The sequence below is a fragment of the Mucilaginibacter sp. genome, assembly GCF_039207105.1.
Lineage (GTDB): Bacteria > Bacteroidota > Bacteroidia > Sphingobacteriales > Sphingobacteriaceae > Mucilaginibacter.
The window spans coordinates 22,688-41,749 of the sequence record NZ_JBCECK010000004.1 but is presented as its reverse complement, the minus strand read 5'-3'; the positions used below and the strand labels follow the sequence as shown (position 1 = coordinate 41,749).

The window sequence follows — 19,062 nt, the reverse complement described above, 5'->3', positions numbered from 1 at the left end:
TTAACGAATAATAGTTGATTTAATGAACAATACCGTGATCACCTTCGCGTGAGTCTTTGTCCGACTGCTGAACAGCCATTTGAGTATCGGTATCTGAGAAAGCACCGGAATCCCGGAAGAATTATCATCAATTTCCGTACGCTCCAGGCCGCCCAAGACAATCGTATCCTCGCTGTGAACCCTTAAACTGGTTTCAAACTTACTTGTGGATTCCGGTGGAGGAGAACCATCCGTTGGAATCGCTGTAAAAGATGATGTATTAACACTGATGCCGAGCGTGACCTGATCATCTCCCGATACAATCGGCTTAATATTCACGACCAAATCTGCATTCACTTCCTGGAAAACATTGGTAAATATAGACTGCGCATTAGAAACGGAGGGAATGACATTCTGCGTTGTATTTTTATAGTAACGTTTATCACCCATAGTCAGTTTCGCGACATGACCATTTAAAGTCGCCATCTTGGGAACGGAATTGATGTCAATATTGTTCTTAGCTTCCAGGGCGCTCAGGGTCAGGTAAAAATTCGGCGTCACGTGCCCGAGGTTAAGCGAGGTTAGTTTGCCCATACTGCCTAGAAAATCGTTCAGCGGCTTGGAACCGAAGGTATAATTCAACCCGGACAAGACTGTGCCTCCGGTCTTGACACTGTCTGAGACACCAGCAGAGATTCCCGTAGATACCGTACGTGTCTTATGAACATCGATCATCATTACTTCGATCAGCACCACCGGAACCAGAACATCCAATTGTTTGATAAACGTTTCTACTTCGTTGATCTGCGCAGCGGAACCGGAAAGCATGATCGTATTCTGTTCCCGAAACTCTTTGATTTCCATCCCCCTTTTCCAATCCGCCGGTATCATTGATACTACCGTATCGATCGACCGGTTTTGCATATGAACGGCTTTAAAGGTCCTCAGTCCTTCCAGTTTGCGATCACCGATCAAATACACCCCTTTTTCCGGATGGAAGGTATAATCACTGCTCTTAAATAACAATTCTAAAAAGGTCTCATAATCGACATCACTGACGTGTATCGTGATCAAGCCCTTTATTTCTGAATAAAGCGAATAACTTTTTCCGGCTTCCTGAGAGGCCTGTTTCACCAGGTCGATGATCGGCGCATTGGTGGCATCTACTGAAATGAGTTTTCTTCCATTCTGCATGCGTACAAAAAGGCCATTGGCTCCGGGTACCGAAGGTCCCACAACTTTATATAACTTTCGTACACTGGTATTACGATCTCCGTTGACATAAAGCTCTTCATTTTCCCCGAGTGGCTGAAACAAATAGAAGTTGTCGTTCGTTCTGACCATTTTAATCTCGTTGCTATAAGCCAGTTTTTCCATAGCCGTTTCAAAAGGTGCATCGCGGATAAAGGAGGACACCTTTTTATTTTGCAGTGAAGCCGGTACGATGACGTTTTTAGCCGACACCTCGGTGATCTTCCTGGCTACTGCCGGCAAACTATCGTTATCCAGCTCCAGTGATAACAGATTACCGGACGCTGTATATTTGATATTAGGCACCCGGGGCAGATGCTTTACAGACAGATTTGGATCCCGATAGGGTGTAACATAGATAATGGACCCGACCACCGCAATATCCAGGCTGTATTTCTGCGCAAGCAATACCAGGATGTTTGCCGCCGTAGCGTCATTGAAAGTATCATAGACTGGCAAGGTCAATGCCGGGTCGGCGCTGATGTTCAGATTATTGGAACGAGATAATACGTTCAGGTATTCCCTGATCGAAACTCCGGTCACTAACAATTGGACCTTTTGATTCAATCCGGGAAGCTCTGTTTTCAGGTTATCCAGTTTTTGTTGAATAGCCTGGATCCGATCGGCCTGTTGTCCATAGGTCTTGATCCCACCACTGATAAAAAAAAATAAAAAAAAACAAGTAAAAGTCTTATACATACCCCTCCTAATAATTGAACAGCAGCGGATAAATCTCCTCTAAAGTGGTATCTCCCGCGCTGAATATATAAAATGCATTCTCCGCAAGGGTTTGTATCCCCCGATCCCGCAGCAACTCCCTGATTTGCGAGTTCCCGGCTTTAATCTCCCGCGCCAGTTCCAGATCAACCGGTATCACCTCGTATACCGCTTTTCTGCCCTTGTAACCCGTATAAAAACAATGTTCGCAGCCGCCCGCTACATAATGATGTCTCAACTCCAGAAAAGGCTTGAACTGCCCCGGGTAAAGGCGCTTGTCAAAATCTTTTTTAAGCTTGCAATTCGGACACAACAACCGGATCAATCGCTGCGCCGCAGCGGTATTCAGCGTATCCGCCACCTGGAACGGCGGAACCCCCATATCTGTCAACCTGGACACAATCCCCCAGGCGGAATTCGTATGAATCGTCGACAACACCAGGTGCCCGGTCAGGGCAGCCCGGATCGCCATGCCGGCAGTCTCCGGGTCGCGGATCTCTCCCACCATGATTACATCCGGGTCCTGCCGCAGGAAAGTCCGGAGTGCAGCTCCAAAAGTCAGCCCGATAGATTCCCGCAACTGTACCTGGTTTACTCCTTCCAGCGTATACTCCACCGGGTCCTCGATTGTCAGTATATTTCGCGTCTCTTTATTCAGTAGCTTTAACGTGGCATATAACGTCGTCGTTTTACCTGACCCGGTAGGCCCGCTGATCAGCAGCAAACCATTAGGTCTTTTGGCCCCTTGCAGGTAATGATTCAGATCCATTTCGGAGAAACCCAGGCTGGTCAGTTCGATCCCTGTCGCGTCATTATTGAGTAATCTCAACACTACTTTTTCGCCATAAAGCGTCGGTAATACCGAAACCCGTATATCAAACTGATACTGCTGATAGCTGAAATTGATCCTGCCATCTTGTGGGAGCCGTTTCTCCGCGATATCCAGTTCCGCCTTGATCTTTATTTTATTGATCAGCGCCGGGTAATCTTCACTGTTCAGCAGATGGCGTTCTACCATATTGCCATCGATCCTGATCCGGACGCGGCATTTTTTCTCATAGCGTTCAATATGAATATCACTGCTTTTCAGATTTTTAGCTTCCCTGATCAGGCTGACCAGAAAATCCTCCGCGTTTTGATTGACCGGCGTCAGCGGCGCTCCCCCTTTCGCTGACTCCTGGACATAATACTGGGACAGCAGCCTCGTTACCAGTTCTTCTGCAATGGGATATAATTCAATACGGCAGCCCAGCACGATCTCCAGTTCCCGCCGTAAGCCATCAGTGTCCACCTTTTCTCCGCAGTAAAGTTCCAGAAATCCAGGACCGGCATGTTTAGGCAGTACACGATAATGCCAGGCCTGTTGCCGCCCCAGCATATGCAGGTGGGCCGTAAGCAGCGTAATTTGCCCGCCTAAACCTGGATCCATGACATATAATAACGTAATAACCAGTAATCATCCATAACACCCAGGTGAAAATACCACCAGTCGGCCGCTAAAAGCAGCATCAACAATAAAGCCTGAAACCCGGCCAGCGGAATATACTTGTCTTTATTAAATCCAACAAAAACAGCATGGCAAACACCAGTGAATAGTAAACTGACCACGAAAAAAAATAAAAAGTTAAGCACCGATAAATAAAGGGCAAGGATCAGGAAAAAAAAGATATCGCCCCATCCCAGATATTGCTCGGTAATATTCACAAAACGAAGATGTTTCAGTAGCAAATACAAAATCAGCAGTGAGAGTATAACCGTCAAAACCCCCATATTCACGAGCAGCGACTCGCCCACGACAGCCAAACTTTGGCCGGAAAAATGCCGGACAGCAACAACTGCCACAAACAGCAAGGAAAAAATGATCCAGGATACTCCGCGATAGCGCATATCCTGCAAGTACACGACCGCCAGCAACAACAACATTAACAATCGAAAAAACAGCAGCACCTTAATCTTTTGTTATTTCCCTGACCGTATTGTTCTCATCGATCTCCCAAGTATTGAAAGTACCGTTGCCGTTAAAGTCAACCACCGACGTTGCACGCGCGATAAAACCGGTATTGGTCGCGCTGGTGATCTCTATGCGGTAGTTCGCATGAGCGTTCTTATCATCTGTGACCAGCTTTTCCTGAACATAACCTAAATCGTCAAAATTATTGGAATACCTGGAGAACTCATAATAATAACTCTTCTCCAGCGTCTGGAGATGTTCCAGCTGCTGTTTGGCCTCCTGCGCTTTTGCACGGGTAACGACCGGCAATAAATACGGCAGCGCCAAAAAGGTAAGTATCCCCGCGATGATCATGACGATCAGTACTTCAGAAAGGGTAACAGCTTTTAGACGGGTATCTGGCCTGAACTTTAATCGCTTCACGGTTTAGGATATTATATACTTATATTACCTGCAAAAATAATAAATTGTATCAGATCAACAAATCCGGTAATATTATTTATGCAAATCAAATCTTCATTCCATCACCTTTTCCGTAATTAACGGTATAAGGTGATGACACCACGCATATGTCCTCAATATATTGCAAATCATACGTTATTGAAACATATGAAAAAGAATACCCGGGACTACAGCTATCGGAACGATAACCGCAACACTATCCACGACAATTCCAAGATCTTATTTATATTATTTTTATATTAATCAACAAAATCGTTTTGTATAGGAATTGATCGGATTTAACCATAAACCAATGTCGCTGGGATACCTGTTCATTATTTTCCTAAAATAACTTTGCTTCGGTATTGCGGCGGCGGATATCTTCATCGGTAGTCAATATAAAATGTGTTTTCATGTTTTGTTCAGCCATCTCCTGTACTTCTTCAATCGTATCACGTAAAGCCTGTTCATAGTCTGAAAATGCTATCGCGTAATCACTATGCTTCGCCAATGCATCCGCCAACGCTGCCGCACCCTGCATCGCTAATGATCCACCCTGACCTGCCGCCGGCGACAGGCAATATGCTGCATCACCGATCAATACGACACGACCTTTTGACCATGACGGCATTTTGATCTGGCAGAATTGATCAAAATAGAAATCCGCCTGGCTAACCTCCGCCAGTAATTCAGGAACGCGCCAGGCCTCATCGGCAAATTGTTTAGCAATGATTTGTCGCTGCGCCGCCATATCCCGGTAATCATAAGCAATCTCCTCAGCCAGAAACATAAATATAATATCCGTTTTGCCATTATAGGCATTTAGCATCACCGACTTATACGGTACGCTGAAAGTCTGCATGGTACGCTGAAGCACCAGCGTTTTAGATACAATGCTGATCGAAAAATAAGCGCCCAGGAAATGCGCATAATCTTTCTCCGGCCCGAACCACAGTTTACGTGTACCCGAATGCGCCCCATCAGCGCCGATCACCAGATCAAAGCCCCTCGGCTCACCCTGTTTGAAAAACACTTTGATACCATCCGCCTGTTCTACCAACCTGCTGATACTATTGCTAAATAAGAACTCGACATTACCTAACTCAGCCATCAGGACGCTCACGAACTTATCTCGCTCGAGTTCCAGCTCATCAGATCGACTTGGAATAGCCATCATACCTTCGGTAATATCCGCCGCGTTTTTATACTCGATGCGATCAACACCCAAATGATGCGCTTGGAGTTTTTCATATAAACCCATCCGTTTAGCAATGCTTACGGTTTCCTCATTCAGATCTACCGCCGCACCATTGGTGCGCGGCGTGGTTGCCAATTCGACCACCGTTACCTGGTACCCGACATGCTGCAGCCACCACGCGGCAGTGAGCCCGGCAATACTTGCGCCGCTAATTAATACTTGCTGATTTTTCATAAGTCAAAGGTCCACCTCGAGAAGCTGGAGAAATAGAAAAAACGCGACATTTACTTTTTAGAAGCGCGCACCTTTTTGGCAAATGCACCGGCGGTCGTGCCACTGTAGCGTTTAAACTCCCGGTTCAGATGGGATTGATCGGCGTAACCCAATTCATGAGCTAAGCTTCCTATCAATGTTTCAGGTTGCGCCCATAAGCGGTCCCGAACCTGTTCAAACCGTATTAAAGCGGCCACGTCCTTGACTGTATACCCTGAAGAAGCCTTAAACTTGCGCTCCAATGTCCGCACCGTAGCGTGCGCAGCCTCGGCCACCGCATGCACCGGCAGCGAACCCTTGGCGTCTAACAAGGCTTTGCCTGCTTTATGAAGTTCAGGTGATAACACCGGGGTTTCGAACCAATCACGCAGAACAACCAACGCTAACTCCACCTTATCCTGCGCCAATAAATCAGCCAAAGCCGGTTGCAATGAGGCAATCGGATGCCTCAAAGGCTGTACCGCAGCCTGGTCTGGTGTCACCCCCAGCAATTCGTTCAATGCCCAGGGCAAACACTTGACACCGATAATTTCGACCCGGCCTTTGCCTTCAAAAAAAATCGGCCCGGCTAATAAACTTACCAGAAAGGGAGATGCAGATACATCGTCGTGTCGCAAATTGCCAAAGAAAAAGATCAGCTCGGCATGACCATCGGGCAAAACCTCAAAGCCGGGGTTTTCCGTCGCAAAGTCCATTCCCCGATACCAAAACCCGCGGATGCTATTTTGTAAGGCTTCAGGAACCTCCAGTTCAACATGCTGCATGGCTAAAGATAAGAAACCTTGTAAAAAATTGACAACTTAAATTAATGATTTGGGGTGCAGCCAGGCATGATCACGGTTCTTTCCTCCCAACGATCATGTGGCGAACCTGCAGCGTCGGACTAACAAGATAAAATCCCCGAAAATGATGACATCAATTTGCTTTTGAGCACAAATGCAGCTTTACAGCTAACAGCAGCCTAAAATAGACTCACCAATATTGGGGACATACATGATTTATCCTACTAAAAATATTTTTAGTCCTAACTGCCCCTCCCTGTCACAATTTACTTTTGCCTCTAGAATTGAAAATTACTATTTAAGAAAAAAGCAAGACACTCATTTATAAAAATTTAACACTAAATTTATATGAAGAATTTTTTCAAATATTCAGCCATAGCAGTGATTTCTGTTATCGTATTAATCATTGCGGGTGTATCCTATATTGTGCTGGCTTTACCGAATGTAGGCCAGCCGGAAACCATTACCGTCGCTCTTACACCGCAAAGGATCGAGCGGGGCAAATACCTTGCTAATCATGTGGCCGCCTGCATGGATTGTCATTCCAGTCGCGATTGGAGCAAATTCGGAGGGCCGATAACTGAAAACGGAACCGGCGTTGGTGGTGAACAGTTTGACGCCAAGGTGGGTTTTCCCGGCCACGTTTATGTACCGAACATTACCCCTTATAATTTACACAGCTGGACTGATGGAGAGCTGTTTCGGGCAATTACATCAGGTGTAAAAAAGGATGGATCAGCGATATTCCCCATCATGCCTTGGGAAGCTTATTCAAAAATGAGCAGAGAAGATGTTTACTCCATTATTGCGTATGTACGTACACTGAAATCTCAAAAAACTGATTTTCCAAAACGGAAGCTGGATTTTCCTTTAAATATCTTAGTCCATACCATGCCTGCAAAGGCTGCATTGGGTCAGTTGCCCTCCGAACGCGACACGATAAAATATGGCGCTTACCTGGTATCAATTGCCGCCTGTAAGGATTGCCACAGCCAGGCTGATAAAGGTAAACTGATTGAGGAAATGGCGTTTGCCGGTGGTCATGCTTATGTAACGCCGAGCGGAGGCACAGTTAGAACTGCGAATATTACGCCCGATAAAACAACGGGGATCGGCAGCTGGACTAAAGCGCAATTCGTTAGCCGTTTTAAAATATATGCTGACAGCAGCAATAAACCAGCTGCGGTAAAACCCGGGGAGTTTCAAACCATCATGCCCTGGTACAAATATGGCACTATGAAAACCAGCGATCTTGAAGCTATTTACGCCTACCTCAGAACGGTGAAACCGGTAAAGTATCAATCTGTCCGTTTCGAGCCGAATGCAGCAGCTAAATAATCATTAATCCATTTGCTAAACTAAGTTTCGGCAATTAATTCGGTGCACATACAGTTAAAACCCAGCCACCGCTAGACAGGGAATAAGAAATGGCAATAGCAACAGTCGGAAGATACGGCAAAGTTTATTGCTCACCTTAAAAGTGATCTCTTTAACCTGTGAATTGACCGCTTTTAACCCGCGGCGAAATCAGGCTTGGCAAACTCAAAACAGCAAAGTAAACACTTACAAGTTTCTCTCATTGCATAGTCACGCGCGGCGCCAGGCACATGCTTGACTATGCAACTTTCCAACTATTCAGGCATTATGATCCCAAAAACTCGAATTACGATTTTTGATAGCAATCCACATGTATGTAATGATATCATCAAGGTGTTAAAGGAAGACCCCAATATGGAAGTTGCAGCGACGTTTACCACTATGGTACATTGTGTTGAAGCCGTGGTCGGCTCCCAGCCGCATGTGGTATTAGTTGATATTACAAGAATGGAAGATACAAATAGCATACGACTGCTCCATCAGCAATTTCCTCATGTGCACATATTGATTTACACCAAACTGGAGGACGATGAGATCATATATGCTTGTATCCTTGCAGGCGTCGGAGGTTACCTTTTAACTAATACCATCCTGCACTCCCTGGTAAAATCAATTCACGAAATGAAAGTCGGCGGGCGCCCTATGAGTCCACAAATCGCCAGACGAGTTTTTTCAATGCTACAACGAGGCTCACATTTAAAAAAACAACCCTCAGCGAAATATAGTAATCTTACCGCACGGGAAAAAGAAATTCTCAACTATTTGACAGAAGGCTTAAGCCATAAAATGATCGGCTTTAAGCTTAATATAGCATATTCTACCGTCAGAAGTCATATCAAAAACATATGTAAAAAAGTGGAAGTAAAATCGCTGACAGAGCTTGTTGGAAAGGCATTGCGGGAAAATATTGTGCTTGGGCCAAATGCGATCTAAGAGCTCAAGTATGCTAGCGTCTTTTAATAGGAAATCAACAAGCGGTCACGCTGATTACATCAATCTTACCGATAAGACAGCACACGACATCCATAAATATCCTGCTGCATGGTTGATTTTTTAGAGGATCAAGTATGAAAATAATCATCTTAATCACGTTTTAATTTCAGATAAACAACGATATGATCAGGAAAATCGGTCGACAGATATTAGTATTTCAACCGACATTCGTCAGCTATAGAAAATTAAGCGATAAGGCATCTATGTTAAAGTTAGCTGGCAGACATCATGCCGTGGCAAATCTCTTCTATAAGCTTCATTTAAATGGTTTTCCAGCACTGCTCAGCTGGCTGTTCATTCATTTGACTCCCTCTTAAACTATAACAATAAGATTAAAACCTTCTATGGTTGGATCATCGCCTGCCTGACCGGGGATCAGGCTTTGAGAATAATCTTCCGGCAAGACAAAAGAAAAAATCCTGCCCCGCGATAGCAAACATAATCCATAATACCTCGAAACACCTGTATTTATTAAAAATCACTTAAAAACATGAAAAATCACATCAATTACGCGCAGCTTTATTTAAGAATCGCGCTTGGGCTTGGCTTCATTTACCCCGTGCTCGACCGCATCGGTTGGCTAGGCGTTGCAGGACAACACAATGTAAGTTGGGGCAACTTTGATAGTTTCCTCACCTATACTCATCTTATGCTACCGTTTTTGAGCAAATCTCTTTCCGACATCATGGGTTTGCTGGCTACAATCGCGGAAGCAACATTCGGCATCTTACTGTTGATTGGCTTTAAAACAAGACTTGTGGCCAAAGGTAGCTTTGCACTTACATTGATATTCGCATTGTGCATGTTTACCTTTTTTGGGAGTAAGTCGCCTTTTAATTATTCTGTTTTTGCTGACAGCGCGGGTGCTTTATTATTATCAGCGCTTCCGGGTTACCGATATAGCCTTGATTTCTTACAATCCGGGGAGAGCAAAAAGATATTTTAGTGTTTGACGCTCCATAACGGAGTTTACTGTACGTGTTGTTGTTTTGTTTGAAGCCATTGAAGTTCTGAAGGGGACGACAATGGCATTTCAATGACTATTTAACGCCACCAACAGCCACCTTTAGAACACCATTTTCATCTTGCAATATCCCCATTTTTGACGATAGGTTTTGAGTTTCTATTAGCGGTAATTTGCACTGGAGATTGATAAAATTTAGTATCGCTAATTGAGGCTTATGAAATACAATTTTGAATATTCGAATACAAGAACTGTTCCGTTCCCTTGACTACTACTTCTTCTTTATGTTGGGTAAACACTATTCCGCATAAAATTTAGGGTTCTCTATTTATACGGAAAAATTTAAGATGCTAAAATCCAGGCAAACCGAACAAACCTATAGGACTTTTAAAGTCGATCCAAAAAAACAATTCTTATGAAAAAACTAAAGTCGTCGGCTTCCGGCCATACTCACTACTACATTATCATCAGCATGCTATTTTTACTATGTCATTCAAATATTATGGGACAAGTCCGTTATGGTGACAACAAAGTCGCTGGCCATTACCTGAAAACCCGCGGCCTCAAATTATATTATGAAAGTTACGGTCATGGCGAACCTTTACTGTTATTGCACATCAATGGAGGAAGTATGAAATTATTCTCCAATCAAATCCCATATTTCGCCAAACACTATCGGGTTATAGCCGTGGACAGCCGTGCGCATGGCCGCACAGTAGACACGCGGGACTCCTTGACTTTCGAAATGATGGCAGACGATTTTAATGCGCTGTTGGACAGTCTGCATTTAAAAAAGTGCAATGTTGTAGGCTGGAGCGACGGGGGCATAACAGGCATTGTCCTTGCGATGAGACATCCTGACAAGGTAAAAAAACTGGTAGTTTCCGGACCGAACCTATGGCCGGATACGACCGCATTGGTGCCATTTGTCTACCATTACCTAATAAGAACCGCTGATAGCCTGAAAAAACTTCCGGCAACTGTTGAAAACAAAAACCAACTAAAGGTTGTCGAACTTGATCTTCGTGAGCCTCATATATCTCTCCGGCAATTGCAGGGTATTACATGTCCAACATTGGTGATTGGCGGCGATCATGACGGAATTCCGATCCAACACCTGCTTCAGATATACCAACACATTCCGCAATCCTATTTATGGATTGTACCTAATTCGAGCCACTTTGTTGCTACTTGGAAAAAAGAACAATTCAATGCACGTTTGACTGAGTTTTTTAATCAACCCTACCGGAAAATTGAGGGAATGAATATTCTTCAATAGCGCTGGGTTAATAGATAGTTAGCGTGTGAAAGCTTTTATTAGTGATCACTCGGAAAATTTTAAAATGGAATAAATTGATCTCCGTACTGCCCCCATGACTATTTAAAATAAGAAAATACACTACTCTACATGATTATACGAACATTAAAAAACAAAAACAAATGAGCGAGCTATCTATTAAAATTAAATCAGACCCCATTTTTAATGCTATTTATGAAGCTTTTCGCACTGAATTTCCGCAATTCGTCTATGGAAGCAACGAAGATGTTTTGGCTTTCAAAGAAAAAGAAGTAATGATTGGCAGAATATTTTTTCTGAAGGATACAGGTAATACCGTTCGTTTTGCGCAGCTTTTCATCGGCCGCAAAAACGATGAAGAAAAGTTCGGCCATTTTTTTGAAAATAAACTAAAGACCCAGCTGAACGCCAAGGCTGCTAACATTGAGGCAAAAGTAGCTATTCTGCTGACCACGCTTGCCATCAAGAGTTATGACCTGGACGACGAAACCTTGAAAACATACGTTCAGCAAAGCACTGAAAACTAAATAATCAAACCGTTCAGTTTAAACCCGGATCGAACCTTATTTAAATAAATATCTCACATAACAAATGTGCCGGCTGTTCAAACCGGCTTTTAATCAGCTCATGAAAAAAACAGTTTTAGTAACAGGCGCATCGTCCGGACTTGGCCGTGCTATGGCTATAGCCCTTCAAGTACAGGGCCATACCGTCTATGGAACGAGCCGCGATGTCAACAAGATTGCACATTCCAATTTTAGACCATTAGAGATGGATGTCACCGATGAGGCCTCGGTAAACGCCGCTATCAAAAAGGTAACCGATACGGAAGGCCATATCGATGTACTGATCAATAACGCGGGGAACGGTATAGCCGCCCCTCTTTATTCTGTACCTGTAGAGTTGGCGAAGAGGCAGTTCGAAACCAATTTTTTTGGCCTGTTAAGGGTCAGCAGTGCCGTATTGCCGGGTATGATAGAGCGAGGTCAAGGCCTGGTGATCAATGTTGGCTCACTGGCCGGCCTGTTCGGCATACCCTACCAGGGTTTGTACAGCGCCTCGAAATTCGCAGTAGAAGGTTATTCTGAAAGCCTCCGAATGGAGCTCCAGAATACTGGAGTCAGGGTGAGCGTACTTAATCCCGGCGATTTCAAAACTGACTTTACCGGAAATCGCGAGAAAGCGCTGTTCCCGCTTAACAATGACAAGCTTCGTAACGAATTTATGGCTGCTGTGCAGGCAATGGAAAAAGATGAAAGTGTTGGTGCTGACCCAACCCGCCTGGCCGCCAAAGTTTGTCAGATCGTAGGCGAATCAAAACCCAAACATAATTATCTTATAGGCGCGATCGGACAAACGATAGTGCCTACACTGAAGGCAATTTTGCCAGGAGGATTATTTGTGAAATTGATGAACGACCATTACGGGATTAAATAATCAGTTTATCATTTCTTAAATAATAAAGAGGGTATTTGATGCTACCCTCTTTATCGCTTTGAATTATAGTATGGATTTAACGACTCCACCATCGACACGAAGTGCGGCGCCATTGGTGGATGAAGCTAGGGGACTTGAAATATAAGTCACCATATTTGCGATCTCTTTCACATCTGAAAATCGTTGTAAGAGTGATGTTGGACGCATTTCTTTAAAAAACTCTTTTTCTGATTGTTCGACGCTTATCCCTTTGGACGCTGCTAAATCTTTGATGAAATCAAACACACCTTCAGAAAGCGTTGGCCCAGGCATAATCGTGTTTACTGTAACACCTGTATTTCTGGTCAATTCAGCCAAACCACGGCTTACCGCATGCATAGCCGTTTTGGTTGTTCCATAGTGGATCATTTCATCAGGCGTGTTCACAGCAGATTCGCTGCTGATGAAAATAATACGTCCCCAATTTTTGGCCAGCATTTTTGGAAAGATATGACGTGATAACCTGACGCCGCTCAGCACATTTACCTCAAAAAACCTCAGCCACTCCGCATCGATAATATCGGTAAAGGTCTTAGGTTCAAAAATGCCCACATTATTTATAAGAATATCAATCTCCGGTAGCTGAGACAATAGTTGATCCACCTCATTGATCTCTGAAAAACTGGCTGCTACGCCAGATACTTCGGCACCGGCTACGTCCTGCTTCAACCTTTCAACCGCCTTTATTACATCATCATCTTTTCTTCCGTTAATGATAACAATGGCCCCTTCTACCAGTAACTGTTTTGCAATCGCAAAACCGATCCCTTTTGTTGAGCCGCTTACAAAAGCGACTTTTCCTTTTATTTGTAAGTCCATTTTTTATAGTTATTAATGTTTATTGAAGCTTTTCTTACCGAAAAAATAATTATCCAAACTGAATGTGCCGGCTCCTATAATGGCGAAAACCACGAATAACAGCAGGTATACAAAAGCGGTTTCTCCTTCTCCTGACGTGATATAATGCATGGCCGGGATATTCAGGACAACACCTTTATGTGCTACAATTGTGGCAACCAGCATCGTGCATGAGATAGCGGAAGCAGCATACCTGGTGAACAGACCGGATATCATGCAAAGCCCGCCAAAAAACTGTATGATTTTTGTCAGCACAATGCTGACAAAGGGAAATGGAATGTTAAAATGCGTTCCCCAGAAAACGGAAAACTCACGCATTCCATGCAGGTCCCATAAAATGGACCCATGGTACAAAAAGGTTAAGCCGATGGCGATACGTATCGGCGCTAGAAGGTCTCTATTACCGGATGATCTGTCCGTTAAAGGCGCTTGAAATGAATCTGTCATAATTATATAGTTCTTAGTTTCTAAACAGATCCAAAGATGAGCTTAGCGCGGAACTATAACCTTGCAGATACGATACATAAACTTGTAGAAGTGTTATAGATGATTTTTATCTCTCTATCAAATCAAGGTCATGTTCTTTCCTGAAGAAAGACGGATTTACTTTTTTCTTTTGCTTGAAATAATTAGACAGGTGACTTTCATCTGTAAACCCAAATTCATGCGCTATTTCTTTGAGTGTGGAATGATTGGATTGTAAACGTTTTTCTATTAACTGCAGCCTGTAGCTATGCACATACTCCCGGTAACTGATCGAGAAATTACGTTTGAAATAAATACTGAAATAGCTGTTGGAAATATCAAAATGGTCGGCAATGTTTTTTCTATGTATTTTCTCGGGATAATAGATATTCTGATGGATAAATGAGAGCAAGGCTTCCCGATTAGGCTGTCCTTTACCGATATGTACGCCCAATCTGGCGATTTCCTCCTTGATCATTCCAAGGATCGTAAGTACCTGGTAAAAAATAATAGTAGAAGTTGACAGATCAGTTTTACAGTTATAAGCCAAAATATTTTCTACCGTATTTTTCAATATCATTCTGCAGGGATCATCCAGATTTAGTTTCATTTCCTTGAGCAATTTGTGTCTCATGAGATCTTCAGGACGTATAGCCAGCAATTCTTCCGTTGTCAAATGCTTTTTATCCGAAAAATAGTCATCCGTAAATCTGATTGTAGCAAAACGTGTAGGTTCGACGATCTCAAAGAAATGTTCGTCCTCGGGACTCAATACAAAAAGATCCCCGGGGTTATAAGGATGACTGATATGATTAATCAGGTGGTTGCCATTACCCCTGAAGATGTAAATGATCTCAAAAAAATTGTGACTGTGTACAGGAGTAAGCGTGGAGATTTCTTCGAAATCCTCAACCATTAGCGTCTTAAATTGCTTAACGATTTTCATATTATGTAATTACAATTTTTTGATACAATACTACAAGATTCCAGTTAACGAATGTGTTGACCTTTGGTAAAAAAATAAATCATTTATGGAATTACAAGAGCTGTTGAAGTGGCGTTATGCTACAAAAGCAATGAATGGCCAAAAGGTCGATAAAGAGAAGGTAGAACGAATCCTGGAAGCAATAAGATTTGCGCCCTCATCTAATGGTGTACAGCCATATGAGCTGATCGTAGTCACTAATCCCGAATTAAGAGCCAAGCTGAGACCGGTATGCAACAATCAGAGTGTTGTAACCGATTCTTCACATCTGGTCGTGTTTGCCGCCTGGGAGAATATCACGGAAGAACACATTAACAATGTTCTTAACGATGTCCTTGACGAGCGGGGTAACTATCCTGGTGTTGATGACTTCCGCGCGTATCTACTGCAAACCTATCGATCTCAATCCACTGATCAGAACTTTATCCATGCAGCACGCCAGGCTTACATTGGCCTGGGATTCGGTCTGCTCGCGGGAGCGAACGAAGGCGTTGATACGACCCCAATGGAGGGCTTTGATCCTGCCGCGGTGGATGAGGTGCTCGGGCTTCGCGAGAAGGGGTTAAAAAGTGTTCTGATGATGGCGATCGGTTATAGGGATGTGGAAAAGGATTGGTTGGTGAACATGAAAAAAGTTAGAAGGCCTAATGCTTCATTTATAACTGAACTTTATTAAAGGTTAAATTAAAACAAAAAAGCGAAGGCCCCTCTGAAATCCTTCGCTTTTTTGTTTTCTATCTGTTTTTCCAAAGACCGCCTAAAATTAATGGCGGCTTCAGCTTTCATTAGCGCGATGATTGCGCACGTTTAATACTTATTGGTTGTAGCTTCCAATAGGTTAAAGACCTCCAAAGCCACTCAACCGGTCCCATACGGAAATAGATGAGCCAGATCGAGCTAAATATTAAATTAAAACACCAAACGATCGCCACGATATAATACCATTCGAAAAACTCCAGCTTCCCGTAGAGTTTTAAGGGCCCCCATGAAAAAATCCAACCACAGATCAGACTTGTCAGGATATAATTACTTAAGGCCATTCGTCCGACATCTGCAAATGGTTGAAAGAATTTTTTCAGGAAATTCACTCTTATGAGCAATAACATCAATGAGAGATTTGCTAAGGTTCCGGCAGCTAATTGTGTACAATAAGGAATCCACAGCCATTTTGAAAAAATGACCGCAGAAAATTGTGACTGTTGTAGTTGCCACAAACCAAATCCTGTTATTATAAAGGCGGTAGCATACCCGATCAGCATAACCGTGACATACGTTGACACCGGCATTTGATTATTTAAAAATCCACTTTTATATAACCCCATTCCAAAAATCATTGCTCCGAGATACGAAATGAATAACCCATTTCCCTTAAGCATTAAAAATCCTATTTCATTATTATAACGATCATGACGGCCTTCCCAATAACTAAGCCTGCCCGCTCGTATCTGTTGCTGTAAACCTGAAACCGCGGCTTGCTCTTCTTTGGCAGCGTCATTTATAAGCGCTGATTGTTCTTTTGTAGCATGTATTCCAGCCTGCTGAGCAACCTGTAATGCCGTAGCTGCTTTCAATGTATCTCTGACCCCAAAAGCATTCATAATGCCGATCGTTCCAAGGAGAACCCATAATGCTATACCGATTATAAACAGGTAACGCGCGGTTAGCCGCCGTAAGAAGAAAAGAACGATCATCGCTAAAAGCGCATAATCGACCAAAATATCACCGGGAAATAAAAAAAAACCATGACATAATCCTATAGCTAACAGCCACAAATTACGGCGATAAAAAATGCTGGCGGCACGTCCTGCCCTGCCGGTCGTTTCATAACGATCGGTGAGCATGATTACCCCCGCACCAAAAAGAATCGAAAATAAGCTTCGCATTTTCCCTTCGGCAAAAAGCCAGGTAATCCAAAGTATAAATTTATCAAGCGATGCATGCCAGCCGGTAAATGCCGGCTTCGCCATGCCAACGGGAACGTCGAATAAAAGCGTAGGAGATGCAAATTCATAAATATTAACGAGCAGGATTCCCAACAGAGCTATGCCACGAAGCGCATCGAGAGCGATTATACGATTGTTCGGATCCATGGGGCCATCCGGCGTCAGTACGCCTGTATCCAAAGTAGAATTGTTTTTTAAAGGATTGTGAGCACCACTAACTTCAAGTGGACTTTTTTTGTTAAGATTCATGTTTTTTTGTTTGCTGGATTGGTTGATTCTTTACAGGAAAATATCCATGCCACCGGGCAAAGTGGAGATTGAAGCCACTATGGTACAGTAGATTTGCCTGGACATGCCGGGGCAGTTTACCCTCCACTGAACTTTTATGTGATAACCACAAAAACCGCTTGTTAAGCGGTTTTTGCATATTGATATATTTGGATACAATAAAAGGGCATATCCTGTGATTATCACTTTTCTCACAGGGCTAAGCCGCAAAAAGATTGATAAGCAACACAACTGCTTATCTAAATTTGTATATGAAGCCACGTTGTACTTACTTTTTTAAAGAGGCCATATTTATCACAAAGCGATATTTGACGTCACCTTTCAGCAGACGCTCATAGGCTTCGTTTATTTGCTGAATATCGATGATCTCGATATCCGAAACGATATTATGCTGTCCACAGAAGTCAAGCATTTCCTGGGTCTCTGCAATACCGCCGATCATTGAGCCTGCGAAACTTTTACGGCCAGGAATCAGGCTAAAGGCAGATACAGGTAAAAGTTCGGCGGGTGCTCGCACCAAAGCGAGCGATCCATCCACTCGCAGCAGGCCCAGGTAAGCGTTGATGTCATGTTCCGCAGATACGGCGTCAAGAATAAAATGCAGTTTTCCCTGGTATGCAGCCATTTGTGCCTCATCAGTCGATAATACCACTTTATCTGCTCCCAGGCGTGCCGCTTCCACGAATTTACCTTCTGAGGTTGTAAATGCAATAACAGTCGCACCCATAGCCTTAGCGATTTTGATCGCCATGTGACCCAGGCCGCCGATCCCCACTACACCCACTTTCTTGCCGGGGCCTACTTTCCAGTGCTGCAACGGCGAATAGGTAGTAATACCAGCACATAGTAGAGGCGCGACCGCTGCAAGATCAAGGTTCTCAGGAATTCTCAGCACATACCTTTCGTCCACCACAATGCGCTCAGCGTAACCGCCTAATGTATGGGTGTTCAAATGTTCATCAGGCGAGTTATAGGTCCAGGTCATGCCGGGCTCACAATATTGCTCCAGTCCCTCTTTACAGTAGTCACATTCATGACAGGAGTCTACGATACATCCCACGCCAACCGTATCGCCGACCCGTAAGTTTTTAACCTGATCGCCTATCTTAACGATCTTTCCTACAATTTCATGTCCCGGTACGCAGGGATAAATGGTGTTACCCCATTCCCCGCGTGCAGTGTGCAGGTCGGAATGACAAACCCCGCAATACAGGATCTCGATCTCCACGTCATGCGCCGTAGGTTTTCGGCGGTCGATCCGAAGCGGAGCTAAAGATGCTTCGGCAGCCTCGGTACCAAAAGCCTTAATTTGAATTGTTTCCATGGTTTTGATTAGAAAATTTATGATTTGATTATTGTAATAAATCCAATTGCTATGATTTCACGATCAGCTCGGTTAGCTTACTCAGTCTAGCCTGATGTTCCTCCGCGAGACTGGCGTACTCTAATTCATATAAGTGTCCCTTCACGATAGGTACAAAATACGGGTGCACCCAGCTATTGTTTCTTTCAGGCGGAGGTGATCACCCCAGATGTACTTAAAGTCCGCTTTTCAAGCGCACCATTGAAAATCATTGTTTTCATCTCTTTATATTTTATTGATCATATTATTGCCAACCGCCGCCAAGCGCGTGATACAGGCTGATCACAGCTTGCCATTGCTCCAACTCGTCATTAATATTATCCAACTGCGCGGACAATAGGCTCTGTTCTGATGTAAGCACGTCCGTATAATTCGTTGCCGGACTGTATTTGAGCAGGGTCTGATTAAAATCAACTGACTTTTCCAATGCCGCAATCTGTAACCGCCGGTTGGTTTTACGG

The 19,062-nt window shown here is 43.7% G+C and carries 18 protein-coding genes and 1 pseudogene; 7 read left to right on the top strand and 12 right to left on the bottom strand.

Translation table 11 applies throughout. From position 1 onward, the window contains the following. The 6 genes from AAGC65_RS01705 to AAGC65_RS01680 form a co-directional block, all read right to left on the bottom strand. A complete protein-coding gene (locus AAGC65_RS01705; RefSeq protein WP_343110671.1) occupies window positions 1-1,929 on the bottom strand; it encodes a hypothetical protein in 1,929 nt (642 codons plus the stop codon). Window positions 1,930-1,936: 7 nt separating this feature from the next. After that, window positions 1,937-3,376 carry a GspE/PulE family protein gene (locus AAGC65_RS01700; RefSeq protein WP_343110670.1) on the bottom strand — a complete coding sequence of 480 codons (1,440 nt, stop codon included), beginning with the start codon at window positions 3,374-3,376 and terminating at the stop codon, window positions 1,937-1,939. After that, a complete protein-coding gene (locus tag AAGC65_RS01695) occupies window positions 3,361-3,894 on the bottom strand; it encodes a hypothetical protein (RefSeq protein WP_343110669.1) in 534 nt (177 codons plus the stop codon). The genes AAGC65_RS01700 and AAGC65_RS01695 overlap by 16 nt, the downstream gene beginning before the upstream one ends. 1 nt (window position 3,895) lies before the next feature. After that, on the bottom strand, window positions 3,896-4,321 hold the full coding sequence (locus AAGC65_RS01690; protein ID WP_343110668.1) for a type II secretion system protein: 426 nt from the start codon (window positions 4,319-4,321) through the stop codon (window positions 3,896-3,898). Between the two features lie 361 nt (window positions 4,322-4,682). Next, window positions 4,683-5,771 carry an FAD-dependent monooxygenase gene (locus AAGC65_RS01685; protein ID WP_343110667.1) on the bottom strand — a complete coding sequence of 363 codons (1,089 nt, stop codon included), beginning with the start codon at window positions 5,769-5,771 and terminating at the stop codon, window positions 4,683-4,685. Window positions 5,772-5,821: 50 nt separating this feature from the next. Further along, window positions 5,822-6,574: a helix-turn-helix domain-containing protein gene (locus tag AAGC65_RS01680; RefSeq protein WP_343110666.1), complete on the bottom strand. Its 753-nt coding sequence runs from the start codon at window positions 6,572-6,574 to the stop codon at window positions 5,822-5,824. A 366-nt stretch (window positions 6,575-6,940) separates the two neighbouring features. Here AAGC65_RS01680 and AAGC65_RS01675 point away from each other — a divergent pair, with 366 nt between their 5' ends. The 6 genes from AAGC65_RS01675 to AAGC65_RS01650 all read left to right on the top strand — a co-directional run bounded on the left by AAGC65_RS01675 (window position 6,941) and on the right by AAGC65_RS01650 (window position 12,660). Then, window positions 6,941-7,930: a c-type cytochrome gene (locus AAGC65_RS01675; protein ID WP_343110665.1), complete on the top strand. Its 990-nt coding sequence runs from the start codon at window positions 6,941-6,943 to the stop codon at window positions 7,928-7,930. A gap of 279 nt (window positions 7,931-8,209) precedes the next feature. Continuing rightward, window positions 8,210-8,902, top strand: coding sequence for a response regulator transcription factor (locus AAGC65_RS01670; RefSeq protein ID WP_343110664.1), 693 nt, complete (start codon window positions 8,210-8,212; stop codon window positions 8,900-8,902). A 550-nt stretch (window positions 8,903-9,452) separates the two neighbouring features. Next, entirely contained in the window at window positions 9,453-9,908 is a 456-nt protein-coding gene (locus tag AAGC65_RS01665) for a DoxX family protein (protein WP_343110663.1), read from the top strand. 433 nt (window positions 9,909-10,341) lie between these two features. Beyond that, on the top strand, window positions 10,342-11,205 hold the full coding sequence (locus tag AAGC65_RS01660; RefSeq protein WP_343110662.1) for an alpha/beta hydrolase: 864 nt from the start codon (window positions 10,342-10,344) through the stop codon (window positions 11,203-11,205). Window positions 11,206-11,366: 161 nt separating this feature from the next. After that, on the top strand, window positions 11,367-11,750 hold the full coding sequence (locus AAGC65_RS01655; protein ID WP_343110661.1) for a hypothetical protein: 384 nt from the start codon (window positions 11,367-11,369) through the stop codon (window positions 11,748-11,750). A 100-nt stretch (window positions 11,751-11,850) separates the two neighbouring features. After that, complete coding sequence (locus tag AAGC65_RS01650; RefSeq protein ID WP_343110660.1) at window positions 11,851-12,660, top strand: SDR family oxidoreductase; 810 nt, start codon at window positions 11,851-11,853, stop codon at window positions 12,658-12,660. A gap of 63 nt (window positions 12,661-12,723) precedes the next feature. On the opposite strand, the gene AAGC65_RS01645 is transcribed toward AAGC65_RS01650, so the two are convergent. The 3 genes from AAGC65_RS01645 to AAGC65_RS01635 form a co-directional block, all read right to left on the bottom strand. Then, complete coding sequence (locus tag AAGC65_RS01645; protein ID WP_343110659.1) at window positions 12,724-13,518, bottom strand: SDR family oxidoreductase; 795 nt, start codon at window positions 13,516-13,518, stop codon at window positions 12,724-12,726. A 12-nt stretch (window positions 13,519-13,530) separates the two neighbouring features. Beyond that, window positions 13,531-14,004 carry a DoxX family protein gene (locus AAGC65_RS01640; protein WP_343110658.1) on the bottom strand — a complete coding sequence of 158 codons (474 nt, stop codon included), beginning with the start codon at window positions 14,002-14,004 and terminating at the stop codon, window positions 13,531-13,533. Between the two features lie 106 nt (window positions 14,005-14,110). Next, window positions 14,111-14,968 carry an AraC family transcriptional regulator gene (locus AAGC65_RS01635; protein ID WP_343110657.1) on the bottom strand — a complete coding sequence of 286 codons (858 nt, stop codon included), beginning with the start codon at window positions 14,966-14,968 and terminating at the stop codon, window positions 14,111-14,113. Between the two features lie 85 nt (window positions 14,969-15,053). On the opposite strand from AAGC65_RS01635, the gene AAGC65_RS01630 reads away from it, so the two are divergent. Next, on the top strand, window positions 15,054-15,683 hold the full coding sequence (locus tag AAGC65_RS01630; protein WP_343110656.1) for an NAD(P)H-dependent oxidoreductase: 630 nt from the start codon (window positions 15,054-15,056) through the stop codon (window positions 15,681-15,683). Window positions 15,684-15,792: 109 nt separating this feature from the next. On the opposite strand, the gene AAGC65_RS01625 is transcribed toward AAGC65_RS01630, so the two are convergent. From AAGC65_RS01625 to AAGC65_RS01615, 3 genes and pseudogenes are all read right to left on the bottom strand, one after another. Beyond that, the gene (locus AAGC65_RS01625) at window positions 15,793-17,199 is read right to left on the bottom strand and encodes a DUF418 domain-containing protein (RefSeq protein WP_343110655.1); all 1,407 of its coding nucleotides are present in this window, start codon (window positions 17,197-17,199) and stop codon (window positions 15,793-15,795) included. Between the two features lie 307 nt (window positions 17,200-17,506). Next, window positions 17,507-18,562 (bottom strand): NAD(P)-dependent alcohol dehydrogenase, encoded by a 1,056-nt coding sequence (locus tag AAGC65_RS01620; RefSeq protein ID WP_343110654.1) that lies wholly within the window; start codon window positions 18,560-18,562, stop codon window positions 17,507-17,509. A gap of 283 nt (window positions 18,563-18,845) precedes the next feature. Continuing rightward, window positions 18,846-19,062 (bottom strand): annotated as a pseudogene (locus AAGC65_RS01615) (TolC family protein); the annotation flags it as partial.